Source organism: Jiangella rhizosphaerae, from assembly GCF_003579925.1.
In the GTDB taxonomy this organism is placed as follows: Bacteria; Actinomycetota; Actinomycetes; order Jiangellales; family Jiangellaceae; genus Jiangella; species Jiangella rhizosphaerae.
Genome location: NZ_QUAL01000441.1, coordinates 43,676 through 60,767 on the forward strand (window position 1 = coordinate 43,676; position 17,092 = coordinate 60,767).

Annotated in this window: 12 protein-coding genes; 5 read left to right on the plus strand and 7 right to left on the minus strand. The window is 68.4% G+C overall.

Annotation, left to right across the window (positions count from 1 at the left end; translation table 11 throughout):
- The first annotated feature begins 12 nt into the window (after positions 1-12).
- The 4 genes from DY240_RS31165 to DY240_RS31180 all read left to right on the plus strand — a co-directional run bounded on the left by DY240_RS31165 (position 13) and on the right by DY240_RS31180 (position 7,568).
- Complete coding sequence (locus DY240_RS31165) at positions 13-1,848, plus strand: MGH1-like glycoside hydrolase domain-containing protein (protein ID WP_119663526.1); 1,836 nt, start codon at positions 13-15, stop codon at positions 1,846-1,848.
- Positions 1,849-2,588: 740 nt separating this feature from the next.
- Positions 2,589-3,281 carry a hypothetical protein gene (locus DY240_RS31170; protein WP_119663527.1) on the plus strand — a complete coding sequence of 231 codons (693 nt, stop codon included), beginning with the start codon at positions 2,589-2,591 and terminating at the stop codon, positions 3,279-3,281.
- Complete coding sequence (locus DY240_RS31175) at positions 3,278-5,395, plus strand: coiled-coil domain-containing protein (protein ID WP_119663528.1); 2,118 nt, start codon at positions 3,278-3,280, stop codon at positions 5,393-5,395. The genes DY240_RS31170 and DY240_RS31175 overlap by 4 nt, the downstream gene beginning before the upstream one ends.
- A gap of 214 nt (positions 5,396-5,609) precedes the next feature.
- A complete protein-coding gene (locus tag DY240_RS31180) occupies positions 5,610-7,568 on the plus strand; it encodes a hypothetical protein (protein ID WP_119663529.1) in 1,959 nt (652 codons plus the stop codon).
- Between the two features lie 94 nt (positions 7,569-7,662).
- On the opposite strand, the gene DY240_RS31530 is transcribed toward DY240_RS31180, so the two are convergent.
- From DY240_RS31530 to DY240_RS31195, 3 genes are all read right to left on the minus strand, one after another.
- Entirely contained in the window at positions 7,663-8,175 is a 513-nt protein-coding gene (locus DY240_RS31530; protein WP_147375599.1) for a hypothetical protein, read from the minus strand.
- Between the two features lie 210 nt (positions 8,176-8,385).
- A complete protein-coding gene (locus DY240_RS31190) occupies positions 8,386-8,607 on the minus strand; it encodes a hypothetical protein (protein ID WP_119663531.1) in 222 nt (73 codons plus the stop codon).
- Positions 8,591-9,565 carry a DUF2637 domain-containing protein gene (locus tag DY240_RS31195; RefSeq protein WP_158603072.1) on the minus strand — a complete coding sequence of 325 codons (975 nt, stop codon included), beginning with the start codon at positions 9,563-9,565 and terminating at the stop codon, positions 8,591-8,593. Before DY240_RS31195 ends, DY240_RS31190 begins: the two co-directional genes overlap by 17 nt.
- 780 nt (positions 9,566-10,345) lie before the next feature.
- On the opposite strand from DY240_RS31195, the gene mobF reads away from it, so the two are divergent.
- On the plus strand, positions 10,346-14,182 hold the full coding sequence (mobF, locus tag DY240_RS31200) for a MobF family relaxase (RefSeq protein ID WP_119663533.1): 3,837 nt from the start codon (positions 10,346-10,348) through the stop codon (positions 14,180-14,182).
- A 78-nt stretch (positions 14,183-14,260) separates the two neighbouring features.
- Here mobF and DY240_RS31205 read toward each other — a convergent pair whose 3' ends face one another.
- The 4 genes from DY240_RS31205 to DY240_RS31220 all read right to left on the minus strand — a co-directional run bounded on the left by DY240_RS31205 (position 14,261) and on the right by DY240_RS31220 (position 17,074).
- Complete coding sequence (locus DY240_RS31205; RefSeq protein WP_119663534.1) at positions 14,261-15,085, minus strand: bifunctional DNA primase/polymerase; 825 nt, start codon at positions 15,083-15,085, stop codon at positions 14,261-14,263.
- Positions 15,086-15,111: 26 nt separating this feature from the next.
- The gene (locus tag DY240_RS31210; protein ID WP_147375601.1) at positions 15,112-15,606 is read right to left on the minus strand and encodes a hypothetical protein; all 495 of its coding nucleotides are present in this window, start codon (positions 15,604-15,606) and stop codon (positions 15,112-15,114) included.
- A 106-nt stretch (positions 15,607-15,712) separates the two neighbouring features.
- Positions 15,713-16,228, minus strand: a complete 516-nt coding sequence (locus DY240_RS31215) for a single-stranded DNA-binding protein (protein WP_158603073.1) — start codon at positions 16,226-16,228, stop codon at positions 15,713-15,715.
- A gap of 135 nt (positions 16,229-16,363) precedes the next feature.
- On the minus strand, positions 16,364-17,074 hold the full coding sequence (locus tag DY240_RS31220) for a hypothetical protein (RefSeq protein ID WP_147375602.1): 711 nt from the start codon (positions 17,072-17,074) through the stop codon (positions 16,364-16,366).
- Positions 17,075-17,092: the final 18 nt, after the last annotated feature.

Sequence of the window (17,092 nt, forward strand, 5' to 3'; positions counted from 1 at the left end):
GGAGGAAGCACCGTGATCGAAGAGGTCGCACCGGAGTACCGCGCGGTGCAGCGACGGCTGGCGCGAGGCTGGAACACGTGGGACACCCGCAGTCTGCTGAGCCAGGTACGGTTGCCCGACGCGGTGTTGGTCAGCCTCGGCCTGAAGGAGTACTACCGCGGTACCACGTTGCGGCACGTGCAGCTGGGCCGTCGCGAGGAGGACGCGGAGACCGTCACCCTGGGACCGCATGCGGTCGACGGCAGTTACACCGAACTGACCGTCGAATGGCGCGGCGTCACCCTGCGGGTCCGCTCCGCGCACGCGGGCGATGATCTGGTGCTGCTGGTCGAGCCACTGACGAATCAGCCGAAGAGCGCCTGCCTCACCGTGGCGGTGGCGTACGCATGGAACGCGCCCGGGGCCGTCCGCCGCGAGGGAGACTCCGTCGTAGCCGAGTCCGCGGCCGGCGCGACGCCGGTGTTCGCCACCGCACCCTCGGTCACCGATCCGTACACCGACGTGGACACTCCACACCTGGTGCTGGAGTTGACCGGACCGGTCGGAATCAGCACCGGCCGGCGCCGGCCGATGGCCGAGATCGAGTCGATCATCGTCGGGCAGCTGACCCGGCTGGAGCGCGCGACCTCCGCCGACGTGCACCGCGCGATCATCCGCGACGCGATCGCGTGGAACACGATCTACGAACCGGCGGGCGCGCGGGTGGTCACCACGGTGAGCCGGCTGTGGAATGTCGGCAAGCGCGGTGGATTCGCGTTGTTCTGCTGGGACGCCTTCTTCGGGGCGCTCCTGGCGGGCACGGTATCGGCGGACCTGGCGTACGCGAACGCCATGGAGATGCTCGCCGAAGCCACGCCAGAGGGCTTCGTCCCGAACGTCGCGCAGGGCACGGGCCGCAAGACCTTCGACGGGTCACAGCCACCGGTGGGCGCGCTGGCGTGCTGGGAGCTCTACCGTGCGCACGGCGACGCGTGGTTCCTGCGGGCGGCGTTCCCACGGCTGCTGGCCTGGAACCGGTGGTGGTGGCGCGTACGGCGTAGCGGTGAGCTGCTCGCGCTCGGGTCGACCAGCTTCGTCCCCGACGTACCGTCGCCGCAGGACGTCCCGCGTATCCACCAGCACTTCGGCGCCACCTGCGAGAGCGGCTGCGATGACCACCCGGTCTTCGCCGACGTGCCCTTCGACGCGGCGAGCAGCCTGCTCCGTGCTCACGACATCGGCCTGAACAGCGAATACATCCTGGACTGTGAGCTACTGGCCAAAATGGCCGCCGAGTTGGGCGCCGAACCGGAGCGTCGAGAGCTGGAGGACCGGCGTGCGGCTGTGACGACGGCTGTCCGTGACCGGCTCTGGGATGACGGCGACCGGATCTTCCGCAGCCATTTCAGCGACACCGGACGACCGACGGCGTACTTGTCGCCGATGAGCTTCTATCCGATGCTGGCCGGGATCGCCGGTCCGGATCAGATACGCGCGTTGATGGCGCACCTGCGCGATCCGGAGGAGTTCGGCGGGCAGTGGGCGGTGCCCGTCACCCCGCGCAATGACGGCCGGGACGTGCAGGGCTACTGGGCGGGCCGAGTGTGGCCGCCGGTGAACCTGCTGGTCTATCTGGGCCTGTTGCGATCGGGCCGGACCGAGGACCGGCAGTGGCTGGCTGAGCGCAGCGCGGCGCTCGTGGTCCGTGAGTGGGAGCTGCACAGGCATGTGCACGAGAACTACTCCGCCGTCACCGGCAACGGGTGCGACTTCCCTGACAGCGAGCCCTTCTACTCCTGGGGAGCGCTGCTGAGCCTCATACCGCTGATCGAGGACGGACGGGTCCCGTACTTCGCCGACTGGCGGTGACGCCGCGGCGTCGAGCATGATCGCGCGTGGTGTTCGACCAGGTCAGCGGAGTGGGCCCCCAGGGGATCGAACCCTGAACCCGCGGATTAAAAGGCCACATGACGTCGCCGTCTCCAGCTCTGACCAGCAACAATGGTTTCACAGACGCCTCCCGAAACGGCCTCCAGCAACACTAGCCACCAGGAGTTCGTGCCACGAACCATGCCACGCTCGGGTGCCTAGACACCGCCACGGCCCTGCTCACCAAGAAGGAGAAGCACCACCTGCACGCGCTGTGCGCGTCGACGAGCAGATCGAGGTCAAGGCTACCTGGTGGATCTAACGGCGCGTACTCACCGCCTACCGCGAAAATGACCGGAAGAACGGCCACGTACTGATGGTCAAGCTGATCGACACCGTTGCCATGCCATCCGCAGCGACCATCCACGGGGAAGTGCCTGTTGAGCAGGCTAGCGCCCATGGTGGCGGCGGCTTCGTGCCGACGAAGCCGCGTGGCCCACGTTTTTCCTGGTGGTTCGTGGACGGATGCGCATCACACACGGCGCGCATCGGCTACAACCGCACGGCGATACGTCGGCCCGCCTCCGGGCGGATCACACCGAATCGCGCCCTTGGCCGTAGTCTGTTGCGATTCGATCTCCTGTAAGAGATGGTTCTTGGGGCTCCAAGCGAAGACGTATCGGGAACCAGCCGACGGCCCAGCTCGCAGGGCTGGGCTTGTCGCACTAAAGGGGGACGTGGTGACGCTCGGTGACGCCGTGGCCAACACCGCGACGCGTACGCAGCACGCCATCCGGTTGCTTGTCCTTCTGCGCGTGTGCGGCGATCCCACTGGTGGGAGCGACCCGGTCGGGATGGTTCAGGTAATCCGGAGCGAACGACGCCTACAGGCGCTCGACTTCTGGTTGCGGAACCCCGACTACCTCGCTGACGAGCTCGTCACTGCGGTCGAAGACGGACATCTTGGGGATGACTACCTGAGGGTCGCCGAGAGGCTACTAACCGACCCGGAGCCGGCCTGGCATCACTATCCGATGCCGAAGTGGTTCTACGGCGCCTACGAGGAAGTCGACGACGCGTTCGCAATCCTGCAGGCGTACGGGCTGGGTCTCGTGCGTCGCCGCGGCGTGCCGCCGAAGCCGTTGCGCAACCAGTTCTTTCTCACCGGTCTAGGGGCCGAGAAAGCCGACGAGTTGGTCGAGGAAGATGTGCTGAGCTGGTATCCGAGGCAGGCGCAGCTGGTCCATCTGGTTGCCCGCGGCGACAGCGGCACCAGGCTCAAGGACAGGCAGTACGCGCAGGAACAGTACGCGACCGCCGTGTGGGGTACGACGATCGGATCGATCCGCGAGCAGGTCCTTCAGCGCCTCGTGCGACCGGACAGTCGCAACACGAGCTCTCGCAGCACCGATGTCACCGTGGAGCAGCAGTGAGCAGACTCGGAGCGGCAGTTGCCGCGGACTTGAAGATCGACTTGAGCCGGCTGGACGAGGTCGAGGCCGTCCTGGCCAAGCACCAGGTTTCAACCTCTGCGGCCCAGCCGACGCCGGCGCACTTGAGGTTCACGTCCTTGGCGTTCCACGGCACGAAGCTGCTGACCGGCGTGACCCGCGACGGAGTCAAGGTCGACCCTGAGCATCGAGAGGAGGTCCCGTTCACCTTCAGCTGGAATCTGACAACCGGCCTCCATGGCGTAGGCAGTGACGAGAACCTCCGCGGCAAGTCGAGCACGCTGCGGATCCTGATGTGGGCCCTGCGTGGGCGGTGCGACCTGAAGAACGAAGTCCGGTCGTGGATCGACCACGTCGAGGTCGGGCTGTCGATCGATGGGGTCGAGCATCGGGTTTCTTTCGACGTCGACCACGAGGACAACCATCGGCCAGTCGGCAACCTAATTCGGACAGGGCCCGCGGGTACGACGGTCATCGGCGCGTTCGACTCCGACGACGCCTTCGAGGACGTGATGGGCGCCGCGATGATGTCGGCGCTCCGGCTGCCAGCGATCGCGGCCACCCAAGAGGGCCGCCGCACCCAGCACGTATGGCCGACCTATGCGGGTGCGCTCCTCATCCGGGGGGACAACCTCGACCTCCTGCTCGGCGACCACCGGTTCGCCGGACTGCCGTCGCGGCTGTTGTCGATGTTCGTGGGCGCAGAGTGGGCTGCCCCGCGCGCGGAGGCGACGACGGCCGCCACAATCGCGAAGACTGAACTCGACGAGCTCCAGGAGACCGCGAAGCAGAACGTCTCGGCGCTTCAGGACGCGTACCAGCGGGCGCGGGATGCAGTCGCCACCGCGAAGGAGAAGCTGGAGCAAGCAGGCAAAAGCCGTTACGACCTGAATGCGATCAATCGCGCGGTCACCGAGCTAGCCGAGCTGGACAGCCAGACCGGCATCCTGAACCGGCGGTTGCTCGCAGCACGAGAGCGTTTCGCAGTTGCCAGTAGCCAGCTGGCCGCGGAAGAGGCACGGCGGGTGCAGCAAGTCGAGGACGCACACGCAGCGTTCTTCTTCCAGCAGTTGGCCCCGCACGTGTGTCCGCGCTGTTCCGCGCCGGTCACGGCCGAACGGAAGGCGGCCGAGGTCACACAGCATGAGTGCTCCGTCTGCACGTCCACGTTGGACCTCGCTGCGCAGACAGACCACGTCGTGGTTGCGACAACCGTCCCCGCTGCCGACCGTGCCGAGCTCATGCAAGAGATCCGCGGCGCGAACCTGACCGCGGACGAGCCGCCGGCCGTCCGGGAGTTCGGTGACGCGGCCGACGGAGACGACGAGTCGGTCGGTGACGTCGTGGACGTTGTGGAGGCGCTGAATCAAGCGCGGAACGAGGCCGAGCGCCGCGTCGGCGAACTCGAGAGGGAGTTAAGCGCACTCGATCAGCGCCGGGTGGAGGCGCGGCTTGTGCTCGAGCGCAACCGGGAGGCTATCGATGCGGCCGCGGCGCATCAGCAGGCCGAGTTGGAACTTGCCCGGGCCGAGGGCGCCGCGACCGCACTCGCACCGGACACATCGAGGGTCGGCCCAGATCAGGGGCGCATCGATGAGCTCAGCAATGACCTGATCGTCTTGAAGTCTGCCCAGAAGGTCACGACCCAGTGGGTCCGAGACGGCCAAAAGCAGTGGCTGGCCGACCTCGGCAAAGACATCACGACACTCGCCCGTGAGTTCGGGATCCCGAACCTCACGAGGGTGGAGCTGGGGGGCGGTGCGACGATGACGGTGCATCAGGGCGGGCAGACCAACCCGTACTCGGCATGCGAGCGAGGCGAGAAGCTGCGGCTGAAGCTTGCAACGGCCATCGCGCTAATCAAGCAGGGCCGTACCAGCGGCGTCGGCCGGCATCCCGGTCTGCTATTCGTGGACTCGCCCGGCGCTGAGGAGGTCCCGATCGAGGATCTGGACACGATGTTGGAAGCGTTGCAGCGCGAGGCTACCGCCGCGGACATCCAGGTGTTCATCGGGACCAGGCACACTGAGGAGCTCGTCTCCCTACTCGGTGAGGATCGGTGCCGGCTTGGCCGGGGCAGCCACTATGTCTGGTAGCCGGGCAGCCAGAGAGTGGCGGCGCGCCAATCAGTAAAGACAGCCGACGTCGGCCATGTATCCGGCAGCAACGCGAGAGCGGCACAGCCGGTGTCGCAATGCGGTGTGGTGTCCGCATACATCCACCGCTGGAGTGATTCACTGGCAACTCCGATCGGCGTGCGCACGATCGGTGGCGGGCGAGCATCGTCGGACTGGAAGGTAGGAGCGCGCGATGATCACGCCAGACGGGCCGGTCAACGTCGATGCCTTGGCCGCCGCGCTTCCGGGTCTGGCCGGCGATCCCGCTCTCATCGAGGCGGCCGCTCAGCTCGCACATCTTCACGCTGACCATGACCGCCAGGACGACTCGTACAGCGTTGCGGCTACCGCGCTCACGGACGCGCTCGTGGCTACGCCTAGTCCGGCCGTATTCGCGGACGCGGTCCGGGTCTTCCTGTCGTCGCCGGCGCTTCTTGAGGCCGCCGCCGCGCAGTTAGGCCTGAAGGTGCTCGAGCAGGCGACACCCCCGGCCGCAGATGCCAGCGGTCCTGAGATCCTCCGAGCCGCCGATGCCCTAGAAGTGGCAACACAACTACGTCTCGGCGGATGGGTGCTCCGATGGGACCTGTTCACGCTCCTGAGTTCGTACGACGGCGCAGGACCGGAGCCGTACGCGCGAGCAGCACTACGCGTCGTGCAGGCGTGCTTCGAGCAGTGGCCGGAGGCCGTTGACCTGATCCCGGTCGCCCGACGCATAACCGGCCTCGACCCAGCCGAGACCTCAGCTGGCCGTGATGAGGGTGCCGTGGCACCATCGGATGCAGGCGTCGCGCTGGCGCGGATCTCGATCCTGCAGTCTTTGCGGGCACGGGATCCGGCGAGCGCCGTCGGTCATCTGGACGACGCCACGACGTACCTCGGTGCGGTCCTCGAGCATGACGACCGGCCGGATGCGCGTGTGACCGCTGCGGTTAGCCAGCTTCTTCGTGGATTGATCGAGAACCAGAGCGTGGACTCGGCGGTGGTCGGCTCTCTGACCGAGAACGTCAGGGAGCTGCGGCACTTTCGCTTCGAACGCGGACACTGGGCAGCCGATGTCGCCGCGACCACATGGGCGAGCTGGGCGCGGTTGTCAAACCAACTAGCCCACGCCCAGGAGCTGTTCGCGGAACCATCGTGGCTGCATGCCGTGGACGTCATCCACGACCTAGTGTGCCTGTACCAAGCGAGCTCGGCGTCCGCCGGATTCCGACGAGATGAGGACGGCCGCGCGGTGGAGGTGTTGGTCGGGCCAGTCATCGAGGACGGGTTCGCCGCTGAAGTGGCGCTCATGCATCAGCTCAAGCAGCGCGTCGCCGAGATGGAGGCTGCTCGGGATGACGGCACCGCGACTGAGGCAGAGCTGTCTGACCTTCCGGTCGCGATTCGCATCCGTGACGCGGCGCAGCGTCAGCTTAACGCGGGCGCACCCCTTTGCAGCCCAAAAGGATCGGCCGGTACCGAGGTACCGGCGGAGGAAACTGGCGGAGGCGGCCTGGGTCGGGTAGCGACAGCTGAGGAGCGGGTGTGGGCGGTCGCCACCCAGCGTCGAAGGCGTGAGGGCTTGGCGAGTGCTTCGAATGTCGTCAACACAACCCTGCAGCGCGTTTGGAGTGACCTCAGAGCCTCCGGCGACTACACCGGCTCTGACGACGTTGCCGAGGCTGTCGAGCTGGTGACCTCGGTGCTCATGTCCTTCTTGTGGGATCGCAACGCGGTCGGCCCGAGCGAGGCGCCGTACCTGTTCGCCGACGATGCGTCCGAGGAAGATCTCGCTCGCGACCTGCGGCAGTTCGTCCGGGCTCGCGGTTACCTGCACGGGGTGGATACTGAGATTCGGCACGTCGGCGGTGGGCGGGTCGATATCCGATTCGCGTTCCCGGGCTTCAACCTCTACGTCGAACTGAAGCAAGACGCCTCGTACATTCCAGTGCCCAACAAAGCCTCCTACCTGAACCAGGCCGCGACGTACCAGGTCGGTGAACCGCGGGTCGGGTTCTTGCTTGTCCTCAAGCACACGCCCAAGAAGTCGCCACCGGCGTTCATTGGCGACTCGGTCGAGGTGGTGGAGGTGACGGACGCGGCCGGGAAGCCACGGCACGTGGTGGCGTTTACGCTGTCGGGTTCGCGGACCGTGCCGTCCGACATGTGATGCAGCCGGTTGCGAGAGCATTGTTCGGGCACGATGGCGAGGCATGTTTCGCCCGGTCGGATACAGACCTGCATGCGGCTACGTCCCCACGATGTCAGAACAGCGGATCCTCGCTCTGTGCCGCACGAATCTTGTTGCACGCCAGGCGCACTGACTCCGGGACCTCGGATCGGAGCATTAGATATGCGTCACCGCTGGCTCCCAGCGTGCCCGAACCCTTCACCCGATAGTGGTCGCCGCACAGGTTGGCGCCGACGCGTCGCTCGCCAATCGTGATCCTTGCGTCGTAGCGGGCGGGAAGGTAGCAGAAGTCGCACTCGGGCAGGTCCGGCACGACAGCGACTGTGCCGAGGCGCGGATTGACCATGAGGTCTTCTTCACCAGCAAGGTCGTGGACGTGCGCGAGGTCGTGCAGCACATGCGCGCCCGGCGGTGGCACGAGGTTGCCGTCCCTGTCGGCCGCCGGCCAGGCCATGGCATGCAGATTCACATGGTCGTAGACCTGCGTGAATACATCCTCGAGGAGGTCATCGCCGCTGAGACCGGGCGCGGCCGCGATCTGTTCGTCGGGCAGCCGGAGTAATGGGTCGGGTACGTCCGCGTCCACCTAGCTAGTAAGCCAGCCATGAGGACCAGTGTCTACGGTTGGCCGGTACACATCAGCCCTCCCCGGTGATGGTCGACGGCAGTCCATATTCGTCGACATCGGCGACAACCGCCCGCTGACGCTGCTCGACGCCACAGCAGCCGGTCGTGCACCATCGCCGCCGGAGATGCCTGCTGTCCTTATGCCCGGTGGATTCGAGATGTGGCTTAGTCAGTCCGTCAAGGCGATACCCAAGACGATTGCCAGCGCCAGCACGGAGAGGATTCCTGTTGCGCGCAGCCACCTCGCGCCGAGGTGGCCCAGACCGAGGCCGCGTGATCGGCCGGACGTGAGGGCGACGAAGAAGAAGGCCAGGACGCCGGCGCAGCCAAATGCGACGATACCCAGGCCGAGGGCACCGCCAACCGCTTCAGGATCACTGAGCGCATACAACTTCGTCTGTCCTCACGTGGTCAGGTCGTTGCTCCTGCGCATCCTCGCCCACCTGCGTGGCGCGGAGGGCGGCGAGTCGCCGCCGCCCCGTGGCTGGCGAGACGCTCAGGAATCGAGCGACATCGTTGCCGGTCACATTACGGCCAGCGGCCCGCTCGGCGGCGACCCACGCGCCGAGTTCGGGTTCAACGGCGGTCGGTCTCGGCGCCCTCATGCGCACCCGTTCGTTCACATCCGAATCCACCTGGGCCGACGCGCTTGCCCCTCCGCGATCGGCCGCGGCCACTTCGCGATTCACGCTCGCCCGCGCACGGTGGTTGACAGCCGGTGCTGGTCTACCTGCTGAGTCCGCGCCAGCCGACCAGCTTGCTGGCGTCGGCGGCGGCGACAGCAGAACCACGAGAAGGTGGCTGGCGAGTAGCAAGGCTACGGCCGGCACCGCACTCACGATGCTGGCCACCGTGACGCTGACCGCTTCTCGATTGGCATGGCTGCTGGCGTGCAGTGCGTTGCCCGCCACGCTGATTGCGGCGAAGACGATCAGGGTGGCCCATGGGTACCAGGTGACGCGCGGTCCGCGATCACGCAGCGCCACCGCCGCCGCGGTCGCCAGGAGGATGAACCCGTCGACGATGAGCGGCCAGAGCCAGGCGATCGAGCGGTTGAGGCCAGCGACCGTGGCGAGCTCGCGCAGGGCGTCGAAGCTGAGCGTGAATGCACCGATGGCGAGCGCCACCACCGTTGCGGCGATCATCGCGATCAGCCTTCTCGATGGCGGGGTTGCTCCGCGTCGGTGCATGCGTGCGCGCTGTGCTCGCTCACGCTTCTCGTGCTCCCCCGTGGTGGGTTGGGAACCACTGCCCGTGGCGCGCTCGCTTGGTTGAGCGCTCGGCCGGTCGCTGGTCGCATCGTCTGCGTGCACGGGGACCGTGCCTGCGCTCAGCGTTTCGATGCTCATTCGCCGCTCCACTCCGGATTCATGCCAGCGCTCAGTTGAGCGCCGCTCATCTCTTGGGTGGCCGGTGCCGCGCACATTCTGGGAGTGAGTCTCGGTCTTGACCGTGCGTGCGCACATGACGAAGGTCCGGAGGCCGCCGACGACCAGCCGGACGGCTCGGCGAGCCCGCAACGGCCGCTCCGCCCCTGCTGACGGCTCCGCGAGCCCGCAACGGCCGCTCCGCCCCTGCTGACGGCTCCGCGGGCCCGCAACGGCCGCTCCAAACACGAAGGTGCCTTACACCTCTGGCATCCAGTCGCCGCAGCCGTTCGCAAGAAGCGTGACAGTGCGCGGCCGCGGCCACCCCATGGGCATGAGGGAGATCCGACGAGGCCAGAAACGGTGCTGGAACTGTGGCGAGGGATACGAGCCGGAGTTCATTACGCAGCGTTGGTGCAGCGATGCCTGTCGCTATGCAGCAGCTCGTAGGCGTAACGGGAAGCGCCGGGAGGATCAGCGCGACGCCACGCTGCCGGCCGACCGATGGTGCGCGAGCTGCCTGACTTCATCGCTGGACGGGAAGCGCGCCGATGCGCGCTACTGCTCGGATCGGTGTCGAGCGCGGGCGTTCAGAGCCGCGCGGGCGGAGCGCGCGGGTGAGCGTGAGGCCGCTGGTGTTGAGCGGCTGGTGGTCTGCGCGATGTGCCCGACTCAGTTCCCTGCGCGGCGCTCGGATGCGCGGCACTGCTCTGATCGTTGCCGCAAGCGCGCGCAGCGTGCCCGCGCTGTTGGTGATCGCGCGTGATCTCGATCAAGGAGTTGCACGCCGGCGACGGCTACCGCTATCTGCTCAGAGGAATCGTGGCCGACAGCGATCAGGTGCCGGGCGTGTCGGCGGTGACGGCGTACTACACCGAGGCCGGTAACCCACCCGGCCGATGGCTGGGTTCGGGGTTGGCGGGCCTCGACCGTGGTCGTGGCCTGGCGGCGGGGGCGCGGGTGGCTGAGGAGCAGATGGAACGGCTGTACCGTTCGGGCGCGGACCCGGTCACCGGCGATCAGCTCGGTCAGGCGTATCGGGTGCCGAAGTCGTCCGAGGAACGTGTCGCTGTCCGCGTGGGTGCGTTGCCGGCGGCGATGCCGGTGTCTGAGAGGGCCCGGATGGTGGAGCGGATCGAGGCGGAGGAGCGGTCACGGCGGGTTGGCCGCCCGGTGTCGGGTTTTGATGTGACGTTCTCGCCGCCGAAGTCGGTCAGTGTCATGTGGGCGCTGGCCGATCATGGTGTGCGGGAGCAGATCTACGAGGCTCACCGGGCAGCTGTATCCGACGTGATCGCCACGATCGAGCGGGAGGTCGCCCGGACCCGGATCGGGACCAACGGTGTGGCGCAGGTGGAAACCGCCGGGGTGATCGCCGCCGCGTTCGATCACTGGGACTCCCGCGCCGGTGATCCGCAGCTGCACACCCATGTGGTGATCGCGAATCGGGTTCAGGGCCCGGACGGGAAGTGGCGGACGCTGGACTCGCGCGGGTCGCTGTTCCCCGCCACGGTTGCGATGTCCGAGCTGTACGACAACCTGCTCGCCGACCACGTCACGGCCCGGCTCGGGGTCGGCTGGCGGGTGCGGGGGCAGGCTGTGAAGTCGAAGAACACCGCTTGGGAACTCGAGGCGGTCTCGGATGATCTGGTCGCAGCCTTCTCCACCCGTTCGTCGCAGATCGAACGCGAGGCCGACCGGCTTATCGCCGACTACCGCAAGCGGCACGGACGGTCGCCCACTGACAAGGTCAAGCTGCGCCTGCGGCAGGTCGCGACCCTGGCCACGCGGCCAGTGAAGGAGATCCGCACGCTGAGCGAGATGGCCCAGGACTGGCAGGAACGAGCTGCTGCGGTCGTGGGGCAGGACGCGCGCACCTGGATGCGGTCGGCGATCGGGAGGGCGACCACTCCCTCGCGGCGGCCACCGCTGTTGCGGGTCGACGATTTGGCCGTGTCGCCGCCGCACGCTTTGCCTGACAGCGGTCGGCGGGGTGAGCCGCCGGAGTTGGAGAAGCTGGCTCGCGCTGCGTACATCGAGTTGGCGACCGAACGGACGACCTGGAAGACGTGGAATATCCGTGCGGCCGCGGCACGGGCAGCGATGCCACACCGGATGGTGACCGCGGACGAGCGGGAGAAGCTGATCGCCGCAGTGAGCGCGCGGGTCGCGGAAATGTCGGTTGAGCTGACCCCGTCGGTGACGGCGTTCACCCCGGCGGCGTTCACCCGCTCTGATGGGACGTCGATGTTCGTCCGCACGCACGCCGGACTGTTCACCTCAGCGGAGGTCCTCGCTGCCGAAGAGCGCCTGCTGAGCGCCGGCCGGTCTACGGACGCCGCAACGGTCAGCAGCGCGACAGCGGAGCGGATCTTGGCGGCGCCCACGGCGGACGGGTACTTCCTAGCCGACGACCAGGCCGACGCCGTGCGCGACATCACGGCCAGCGGCCGCCGGGTCGACGTCCTGGTGGGTCCTGCAGGCGCCGGGAAGACCACCACCCTGACCGCGCTGCGTGCGGTGTGGGAGCTCGAGCATGGCGAGGGGTCGCTGGTCGGGTTGGCGCCGTCGGCGGCCGCAGCGGAGGTCCTTGCCGAATCGCTGGGCATCGCGACGGACAACACCGCGAAGTGGCTGCACGAGGCGGCCCGGATACCCGAGTCACGACGAGAGATCGCCCACCTGACCGAGGTGCTGCGGCTGCTCGACGCCGACGACCCGGCCTGGCGTGAGCAGCTGGCACGCGCCGCCGACGTGACCGACCGGGCCGCCGAGTGGCCGGCGTTCGCCGCCGTCGACCAGGCCGCGACGTGGTCCGCCGACCGTGGCCGCGCCGTCGTCATCAGGAGGCTGGAGAAGCTCCGCGCTGAGGAAGAGCGGTGGACCTTCCGGCCGGGACAGTTGGTGGTGGTCGACGAGGCGTCCCTGGCCGGAACCCTCGCCGTCGACGACCTCGTGACCCGTGCCGGCGCCGCGGGAGCCAAGGTCCTCCTGGTCGGCGACTGGGCACAGTTGGCGTCGGTGGACGCCGGAGGCGCGTTCGGCATGCTGGTCCGCGATCGCGGTGCGGGGCTCGCCCCGGAACTGACTGGGGTGCGCCGGTTCACGCACCGGTGGGAACGAGCCGCCAGCGTGCGGCTCCGCCTGGGTGACACGGCGGCGCTGGACGCCTATGACACCCACGGTCGCCTGGTCGGCGGCGCCGGCGAGAACATGCTCGACGCCGCCTACCGCGCGTGGCGAAGAGACGAGCAGGCAGGTCTCCAGTCGCTTCTCATCGCCGGCGACAACACGACCGTGACCGACCTCAACCGCCGCGCTCGCGCCGACCGGGTGGCGGCCGGTGAGGTCGCGGACCACGGCGTGAGCCTGCGCGATGGCACCCTTGCCGGGGTAGGGGATCGCATCATCACCCGCGAGAACCAGCGGCGTCTGGTCGCCGGAACGGGTTGGGTGAAGAACGGCGACACCTGGCACGTGCAGGCCGTTCACGGCGACGGGTCGCTGACCGTGCAGCGAACGAAAGGTAACGGCACAATCACGCTGCCCGCCGCATACGTTGCCGACCACGTCGAACTGGCGTATGCGGTCACCGCGCACCGCGCCCAGGGCACGACCGTGGACACCGCACACGCCTTGGTGACCGGGGCAGCGATGACGCGCGAGATCCTCTACGTCGCCATGACCCGCGCGCGTGAGGCCAACACCGCCTACGTGGTGACCGACGTCGACGAGGAAGAGCGGCATCTGCGCGACGCTGACGATCCCGCGCCGACCGCCCGCTCGGTGCTCACCACGGTGCTACGCCGCCACGGCGCGGCGCTCTCGGCAGCGGAGACCGCCCGTGCCGAGACCGAGAAGGCAATGTCGATCGGGCAGCTCGCAGCCGAGTACGACACGCTGCACCGAGCCGCCGTCACCGACCGGCAAGCTGCGCTGCTGCTGTCGTGCGGAGTGCAGCCAGCCGAGGTCGCCAATTCCGAGCATCTTGTCTCGCTAGCTGCGGCGGTGCATCGCGCTGACGCGCACGGGCTAAAGCCGGACACCGTGCTGCCCAAGTTGGCGGCGGCCCAGCCGATTCCGGACGACGCGGACCCGGTGCGTGTGCTGGCCGCCCGGGTAGCGCGGTGGACCGACCATGCCATGGAAAGCGCGCCCAGCTTCGTGCGCCGGCAGCGCCGATTGATCGCCGGCCTCGTCCCGGCGGCCGATGGCCTCACCGATCCGGAGATGCAGCGGGCGCTAGCCGAGCGGGAGGCGCTGCTCGAACAGCGGGCCGCAGCGCTCGCCCGGCGCGCAATCAACGAGCGCGCGCCGTGGCTGCGCACACTCGGGCCGGAACCGGCCGGCGAGGCGGAGCAGGCGCGGTGGCGCCGATGCGTTGAGATCGTCGCCGCTTACCGCGAACGTCACGACATCACCGATACCGCATCCCCACTCGGCGACCCCGGCCACAGCTGGACCCAGCGACACGACTACCGGCTGGCTGCCAACGCTATCCTCGCAGCCCAGCAGGCGGCCGGAGTGGTCAATGGGTCGACCGCACGACGCCAGGCTGCGCAGCACTCGCCCCAGCAGCACGCCGGGCAGGATTTCTGAACCGCCGGGTGGGCCGGTCGTGCACAGACGTGGAAGGGCCGGCCGGAAAGATCCCCGGCCGGCCCTCCGCGTCTCAGTTCAGATGGACACCGATGCTGCGGGCTGCGCCCGTGGTGACGCCCGGCTCGGCGAGCCGGAACGGCTTCGTTGTGCCGACGCTGCTGTGGCTGCGGCCGCGCGGTAGTCCAGTCCGGCTTCGACGGCCGCGGCGACCAGTGGTCCGAGATCGGTCGATCCGTTGTCGAGCGCGCGGTTGGCGGCCCAGAACAGGGCGTTGTTGCGGTTGCCTTCGGGGGCATTGCGGACGTGATCGACCAGGTAGGGCATGCGTCTGTCGGCCGATACATGGGCGTGGATGGGTGTGGGCGGTGGCGGCGGGGCGGCTGGCTGGAGCAGGTCGCGGGCCGCGGCCCAGTCGAAGCTTCGAACGCGGTCGGGGTCGCGGACTTCGATGGTGTCGTACCGGCGCGCTCCTCGGGCGGTGTCGACGATCGACGGCGGTAGCAGGACGTACCCGCCGGCGCCGCGGTAGTCAATCTTGTGCCGGTACAGCGCGTGGTTGCCTTCGGCGGTGCCGGCGAAGTACAGGTGCAGTCCGCCGCCGGGGGTCCGTACGGCGTGGGACCATCCCTCGAGGAGTCCGGCCTGCTTGAGACGTCGCAGAGCAGGGTATCCGGATTCGCCGTTCTTCACGTCGACGTCGAGGACGTCCCACAGCGGTGCGCCCGTGGGCATGGCGAGGTTTGCGGTGGGCCAGGTCCGCCACCAGGCTTTCACCTGGTCCAGGTCGATGGTGGCCTCTTCGAAGCCGTGTTCGGTCAGTGGGTGCTTGGCGCCAGGCGCGCAGGGGAAGACGGGGATTCCGTTGGCAGCGAAGGCCGCTGCTTCGTCGCCCATGGTCATGGCGTGTCACCTCCTCAGAGGTGGGGTCAGTCGGGTCGGTTCAGCCCGGTCAGCGACGAGAGGTACGCGTTGAAGTCGGCGACCCAGCCGGAGCGGTCGGGGTCGTCGAGCCAGCCCTGCGGGTGGATGGTGCGCTCGCCGGGGCTTCCGCCGAGGCGACCGACCCACTCACGCAGCCGGATCCGGGTGTTGTAGAAGGTCATGTGCCAGTCGGCGGCCGCGGAGGCGGCCTGGGTGGGGTCGTAGGCGACGTCCCAGGCGCCCTTGAGTGCGGATAGTTCCTCGATGAGGGCGCCGTGCTGCCACCAGTCCGCCGGGAGTTCCCGGGAGTCCAGGACGTATCGGTTGCCGAGCCAGTGCACCCATTTGGCCAGCTCGACGAGTTTCTTCGCTGTCGTGGTGTCGTCCAGGTCGGCCCAACGGATCGGGCGTGGGATCGCCGCTCCGAGGGTGTCCTGCATCAGCGCGTCCAGCTGCTCTGGGCTCAAACGGTCGCCGCGGCCTTCAGGGACGTCCGTCATCGTCTGCACTCCAGTGCTCACATGGGCGGTCAGTTCCGGTGATGTCGCCGCCCGGGGTGGACGCGTGTCCGCGTCCACCCCGGGCGTTGGGTCCGACGATCCGGGCTCACACCGCCACGCCGTTGCCCGCCGTGCTGGCGGGCTGCTGAGGCCACCGAGGCCGCGCGGGCGTAGCGTCTACAGCCGGGAGCGGCGGAGGAGCCGGCGCAGCGGCCGGCCGCTCGGTCTCGTGAGCCGGAGCCTCGACACCCGCCGCGGCATGATCGGCCTGCCGGGACCGGTCGATCGTGACGGTGACCAGCCGGGGATCCGGGGCCACCAGCCGGGCCACGATCTGGGTTCCGGTGCGCTGCTCGCCGCCCTTGGTCTCGTAGTTGGTGAACCTGAGCTCACCGGCGACGATGACGGGATCGCCCTTGCGGTACATCCGGGCGAACGTCTCGGCCGACCGGCCGAACACGACGACGTCATGGAATACCGTCTGCTTGGTGATCCACTGCCCGTCCTCCTGCGCCCGGTCGTCGACGGCCAGCCGGAAAGTCAAGCGCGGGTTCGCGCCGGCGACGAGCTTCGGATCGTTGGCGATGCGCCCAGCCGGGCTGGCCGGGAAGGTGTTACTCATGGAGGTCTCCTTCACCTCGGGTGTTGGTTTACTCGTAGGGGTGGCTCCTGCCGCGCACATTCGCCGCCGAACGCGAAGAACCGCCCTCCCGTCGCGGAGTGGCGGGAAGGCGGTCATGTGCGGTGGGGCCGGACGTCAGATGCCCAAGGTCGATGGGCCCGGCCGGGCCGTCGGCTGTTCGGTTGCGGTGTGGAGACGCATCCGTTGCTCCGCCTGCTCGAAGGCCATGAGCTCGGCTTCGCGGACGTGCCGGGCCCGGATGGCTCCCGCTGCCTGATCGAGGCCGTCGACGGCGTGGTTGAGCTCCGCGGTGGCGGAAACGAGTGGGTCGATGGTGCTGTGCGGCGCCCGCACGACGACGGCCAGACGCAGCAGTTTGTGCGCAAGCTGTCCGGCCCGAATCGTGATTGTGCTCGTGAGCGCGGCGGCGGTGGCCACCTCCTCTGGAGTGTGCCAGGTCAGTCCGTGCCCGGCACGGGTGATGGCGGCTGCGGCGGCTCTGAAGGCCTCTGGGATCCCGTCCTGGTGGCCGTCGGGCTCGGCGGCGGCGTCGAGTTGGATCTGAGCTTCGACGATGTGGCTCTGCGCCGCGTCGACGACACGCCCGATCGAATCCGGTGTGCCCGGCACGGTGGCGCAGGTGCGGCGCAGCATGTCGGTGAGGCGGGCGGTGGCCATGATGATTCTCGTTGCGGCGTAGGCGTGCGGCCGTAGCTCGGCGGGCGTGTGCGGCTGCGCCTGCTCGGTGACGGCACCGATCGCGATCGCGGCCAGAACGAAGTCGTCGTGGGTGATTCGGGCTGGGTTGCGCGGCACTGCGTCCGGCCGGTCGGCGTGGTTAGCCATGGCGTTCCCCTTCGCTCA